The sequence below is a fragment of the Ramlibacter sp. genome (genome assembly GCF_029866045.1).
Classification (GTDB): domain Bacteria; phylum Pseudomonadota; class Gammaproteobacteria; order Burkholderiales; family Burkholderiaceae_C; genus Ramlibacter.
Map to the genome: position 1 here is coordinate 1 of NZ_JARXAB010000073.1, position 5,277 is coordinate 5,277.

Below are 5,277 nucleotides of genomic sequence, written 5' to 3' on the forward strand. Positions count from 1 at the left end.
CCCGGTGCACCTCATGTACGTGCTCGAGCAGCAAATTGAGCGGGAGCAGTTCGCGCCCGAGGTCGAGCAAAAGTACCTGGCCTACATCAAAGAGCATCTCTCGGCCCGTTACGCCGAGTTCATCGGCAAAGAGATTCAGACCGCCTACTTGGAGTCCTACTCCGAGTACGGTCAAAACATCTTCGACCGCTATGTCACCTACGCCGACTTCTGGATCCAGGATCAGGAGTACCGCGACACCGACACCGGCGAGAGTTTCGACCGCGCCGCGCTCAACGCCGAGCTCGAGAAGATCGAAAAGCCCGCGGGTCTGGCCAACCCCAAGGACTTCCGCAACGAGATCGTCAACTTCGTGCTGCGGGCGCGTGCCCAGAACGGCGGCAAGAACCCGCTTTGGACCAGCTACGAGAAGCTGCGCGCGGTGATTGAAAAGAAGATGTTCTCCAATACCGAAGACCTGCTGCCCGTGGTCAGTTTCAACACCAAGGCCAGCGGGGACGAGCAAAAAAAGCACGAGGACTTTGTCAACCGGATGGTCGAGAAGGGCTACACCCACCGGCAGGTCCGCCTGCTGTGCGAGTGGTACCTGCGTGTTCGCAAGAGCTCGTGACCTGGCCACGCCAGCCCCCTCCCGCACCTCCCAAAGCCCAGGCACGCAGTAACCCAGGAAGACCCCATGGCCGTCACGCCACCAGGTACCGTTCTCCAGCAGGTGATCGACCGTCGGCTGTCCGGCAAGAACAAGTCTGTGGGCAATCGTGAGCGCTTCTTGCGCCGCTATCGCGAACAGATTCGGCAGGCCGTCCGCCAGGCGGTGGGCGACCGCAGCATTCACAACATCGAGCAGGGGGCCGACATCACGATTCCCCGCCGGGATCTGTCCGAGCCCGAGTTTGCGCATGGGCCGGGTGGCAGCCGGGAACTGGTGCACCCCGGCAACCAGGAGTGGCTGCGGGGTGACCGCATAGCCCGCCCCAAGGGCAGCGGGCAGGGGAGCGGGCAGGGCGAAGGGTCACCCGACGCCCAGGGCGATGATGACTTCACCTTCCGCATCACGCGGGAGGAGTTCATGAACCACTTCTTCGACGACCTGGCTTTGCCGCGGATGATCCGCACCCAGTTGTTGGCCGAGGTGCCAGAGTGGAAAGTGCGCAACGCCGGGTTCGTCTCCGAGGGCAACCCCACCAGCTTGCATGTGGTGCGCTCGCTGCGCGTCGCCCTGGGGCGGCGCATCGCCATGGGCAGCGAGGCGCGCCGGGCGCTCCACGAGGCGCAGGTCGCTTTGACGCGGCTGCTCGACACCGCAGGCACCTCAGGCGCCGCGGACACCCTGGAAGCCGACGTGGAGCGCGCCCGCGCCGAGGTCGATGCGCTGAGCGCCCGGCTTGCCCGCGTGCCCTTTCTGGACCCGATCGACCTGCGCTACCGGCACCGGGTTCGCGATCCCCTGCCCACTTCGAAGGCAGTGATGTTTTGCCTGATGGATGTCTCCGGCTCGATGGACGAGTCCCGCAAGGATTTGGCCAAGCGGTTTTTTATCTTGCTCTACCTCTTTCTTTCCCGCCATTACCGGGAGACCGAGGTGGTGTTCATCCGCCACCACACCCAGGCCTCAGAGGTTAACGAGGAGGGGTTCTTTGGTGCCACCGAGAGCGGCGGTACCGTGGTCTCGAGCGCGCTGACCCTGATGAACCAGATCGTGCGCGAGCGCTACCTGGGCAGCGATTGGAATATTTACGGCGCGCAGGCCTCGGACGGTGACAACTGGCAGCAGGACTCGACCAAGTGCCGGCACCTCCTCGCGCGCGAGCTGCTTCCCCTGGTTCGCTACTTTGCCTATGTGCAGGTGGCCGACGAGGACCAGAACCTGTGGGAGGAGTACAGCAGCCTTCGTGCCGACCATCCGCAATTTGCGATGCAAAAGATCACCGCCGCCGAGCAGATCTTCCCGGTCTTTCGCGAACTGTTTCGCCAGGCACCCGCAGGGAGCGCGCAGCATGCCCAGTCATAAGCACGGCACTCCCCCCTCTGTCGTCCCTGGCCTTCCTACTTGGCTTGCGCGCCCTCCCGGTGATTTGTCCCACGATCCCGGCCGCCGCCTGCCTGCGGGCTCAGACTGGTCTTTTGACCTGATCGACACCTACTTCGACGCGATCCGGGAGGTGGCAGGGCGCTACCGCCTGGATACCTACCCGGTTCAACTGGAAATGATTTCCGCCGAGCAGATGCTCGATGCCTATGCCTCGGTAGGCATGCCGGTGCATTACCGGCACTGGTCCTATGGCAAGCAGTTCATCGCCGCTGAAAAGCGCTACCGGCGCGGCCAGATGGGGCTGGCCTACGAGATCGTCATCAACTCCGACCCCTGCATCGCCTACCTGATGGAGGAGAACACCCTGCCGATGCAGGCTCTGGTGATGGCCCACGCCTGCTTTGGCCACAACAGCTTCTTCAAAGGCAACTACCTGTTTCGGATGTGGACGGATGCAGGCTCCATCGTTGATTACCTGGTCTATGCCCGCGACTACATCGCGGATTGCGAGCAGCGCCATGGGGTCGATGCCGTGGAGGAACTGCTTGATGCCTGTCACGCCCTCATGCACCACGGCGTTGACCGCTATCGCCGGCCGCAAAAAATCACGCTCGCCCAAGAGGAGGCGCGGCGCAAGGACCGCGAGGCCTACCTGCAGCAGCATGTCAATGACCTGTGGCGTACCCTGCCGCGCGCACCCGACCGGCAGTCTCAGCCCGAGGAAAAGCGCTTCCCGGCCGAGCCGCAGGAGAACCTGCTGTATTTCATCGAAAAACACGCACCCCTGCTCGAACCCTGGCAGCGGGAGGTGGTGCGCATCGTGCGCAAGATCGCGCAGTATTTCTACCCCCAGCGCCAGACCCAGGTGATGAACGAGGGGTGGGCTACCTTTTGGCACTACACCCTGCTCACCACCCTGTACGAGGACGGCCGGCTGGCCGACGGCTTCATGATGGAGTGTCTGGCCTCGCACACCAATGTCATCTTCCAGCCCAGTGTGGGGGACCCGCGCTACAGCGGGATGAATCCCTACGCGCTGGGCTTTGCCATGTTCACCGACCTGCGGCGCATCTGCGAGCAGCCCACTGCCGAAGACCGGGCGTGGTTCCCGGACATTGCCGGCAGCGACTGGGTGGCTACGCTAGACCATGCCATGCGCCACTACAAAGACGAGAGCTTCATCGGGCAGTACCTCTCGCCCCGCCTCATGCGCGAGATGCGTCTTTTTTCTGTGGTGGACGACGCCAACCAGAGCGAATTGGAGGTCTCCGCCATTCACGACGAGTCCGGCTGGCGGCATTTGCGGGAGGCGCTGGCCCGCCAGTACGACCTGAACTGGCGCGAGCCCGCCATCCAGGTGTGGAATGTCAACCTGCGGGGTGATCGGTCCCTCCTGCTGCGGCACCTGCGGCAAAGCGACCGCCCACTGAGCGAGAGCGCGCGTGAGGTGGTCAAACACCTGGCACGGCTGTGGGGCTTCCGGGTGCGGCTCGAAAGTGTGGACGCGCAGGAGCGCGTGATCCAGCACTGGGAGGTCACGCCGGCGGGGGCACCGGGCTGAGGTCGGACTCGGCCGTCTGCAGCGGCGGTTCCAGGGCCAGCGCAGGCGGTGGTGGATCCGACTGTCCGGGGTGCTGGGTGACTCCGCCTGGCGCCCGTCCCAGGTTCACCAGCGCCGACCGCGCCTCACCGATCCCCTTGAGCGTGCCCAAGACCAGCGTCATGGCCGCTTGACCTCCCAGGGTGGCCGGTGTCCCCGCCAGCGCCGCAATGCAATCTGCGGGCAGGGCCAGGGTTTCACGCAGGCTGCACACGTCCGCCGCACGGACCAGCCCATGCTGCACCCCCTGGCCGGCATGTGGCCTCATCACCAGGCCATGCAGATGGGCCTGATCCTCGGTGGCGCGGTGATTGATGACGGCCCGCGCAGCTTCCAGCAGCCCGCTCCCTGTTGCGGACGCCACGGCCTGGACGGTAGGGCTGTCGTCGAGCCAAGGCGCAATGGCGAACCCAAGGCCTGTCTGCAGCGCGGTGCAGGCCAGGGTGCGCGGCATGGCCTGCAGCGCCCGCGCCCATTCGATATGGACCTTGAGCGCCGGGACCACGCCGCTTCCGCCAGGACTCACCATCTCGCCCCGCGGCAGCCAGGCCGCCAGGCCGTGACTGCTGAGGTCGCGTACGGACCGCTCGACGAGTCCGCCCGCGAAGAGGAGTACCGCCGTCGGGGCCTGCGCCGGGGCCACGGCCATCGTCACTGCGCTGGCGATCGCCACGGGCAGGGCGGCCATCGCCAGACGACAGGCCCAGTGCGCGCGCCCCGGTCCTCCGGCCAGCGCGCGCTCCGAAAGCGAATACGCCCGCCAGCCTGCAGCCGCCAGGCCCGCACCCACCCAGGCTGCTCCCGCGAGGGCGCCGGCTGGACCCGCGCCCTGCAAGGCATGCCGTACCCCGCTGGCCACCAGCGATCCGGTGGCCTGGGCGAGGAACTCCCGCAGGGCGCTGGTGCGGGCGCGCAGGGCGGGGCAGGTGGGTTCGGCTTCGCTGGCAGAGACAGCGGCCGCAAGGTCAACAGAGGGTTGATCAAGGGATGGCGACTGAACGGTCGGCTGCGCAACAGATCGCTGATGCGCGGGGGGCAGGTGGAGGCGGACGATCTGCTGCATGGGTGGGCTGGCGTTGAAAGACCACCAGACTCCTCCTCGCTCATGTCGCCTCGATGAAATCTCGCGCCCCTTCAGGCGCGGGTCAGGAGGGCCTCGGCCACTGCTCTATCGGTTGAGCTACCAGTTGCGCGGCCAGCGTGTTCTGCTCAGCCCTAGGCATGTCCGCGCGTCCTTGGGGCTTTTGAGAGAGGCGTCGAACCTCGTGGTCATCTCGCGTTGGCGCCGCGCTTGGAGTGGCGTCGGTCGAGCCGGATATCTGTGCTCGGTGTTTGTCGCTTGGCCCAGAGCGCGACGGGCATGCGGTACGGGCGCATCGGCTTCGATGCGGGGGCCCTTCGGGCTTCCCTGCGCTGCTCGCGCCGTGCGGGAGCCGGGGCAAACTCGCCGCCTTTGGCGGCTCAGACATGCCCCGACTCTTTTTCCGCCCGACGCTGCGCTGCTCGGCCCCGCATAGGCGCCGCTGCCCCCGCACCGCATACCCGTCGCTTCCCTCACGCGAACGGTTTCGTTTCAAGAGGGTCGGTTATCAACCGAGCCTGCGAGACCAACGGGGCAGTGGGGAAGTGGGGCACAGGTCCGCGA

Annotated in this window: 3 protein-coding genes and 1 pseudogene; 3 read left to right on the forward strand and 1 reads right to left on the reverse strand. The window is 65.9% G+C overall.

Going from position 1 to position 5,277, the window contains the following annotated elements:
- The 3 genes and pseudogenes from QE494_RS08380 to QE494_RS08390 form a co-directional block, all read left to right on the forward strand.
- Window positions 1-610: pseudogene (locus QE494_RS08380) on the forward strand (PrkA family serine protein kinase); the annotation flags it as partial.
- Window positions 611-676: 66 nt separating this feature from the next.
- On the forward strand, window positions 677-2,011 hold the full coding sequence (locus QE494_RS08385; RefSeq protein ID WP_300042475.1) for a YeaH/YhbH family protein: 1,335 nt from the start codon (window positions 677-679) through the stop codon (window positions 2,009-2,011).
- Complete coding sequence (locus QE494_RS08390) at window positions 1,998-3,593, forward strand: SpoVR family protein (RefSeq protein WP_300042476.1); 1,596 nt, start codon at window positions 1,998-2,000, stop codon at window positions 3,591-3,593. Before QE494_RS08385 ends, QE494_RS08390 begins: the two co-directional genes overlap by 14 nt.
- On the opposite strand, the gene QE494_RS08395 is transcribed toward QE494_RS08390, so the two are convergent.
- Complete coding sequence (locus tag QE494_RS08395) at window positions 3,568-4,695, reverse strand: hypothetical protein (protein WP_300042477.1); 1,128 nt, start codon at window positions 4,693-4,695, stop codon at window positions 3,568-3,570. The two genes, QE494_RS08390 and QE494_RS08395, sit on opposite strands and share 26 nt — an antisense overlap.
- Window positions 4,696-5,277 lie beyond the last annotated feature (582 nt).

Coding starts and splice junctions, on each gene's coding strand:
- QE494_RS08385 (WP_300042475.1), top strand. CDS start 677: ATGGCCGTCACGCCACCAGGTACCGTTCTCCAGCAGGTGATCGACCGT.
- QE494_RS08390 (WP_300042476.1), top strand. CDS start 1,998: ATGCCCAGTCATAAGCACGGCACTCCCCCCTCTGTCGTCCCTGGCCTT.
- QE494_RS08395 (WP_300042477.1), bottom strand. CDS start 4,695: ATGCAGCAGATCGTCCGCCTCCACCTGCCCCCCGCGCATCAGCGATCT.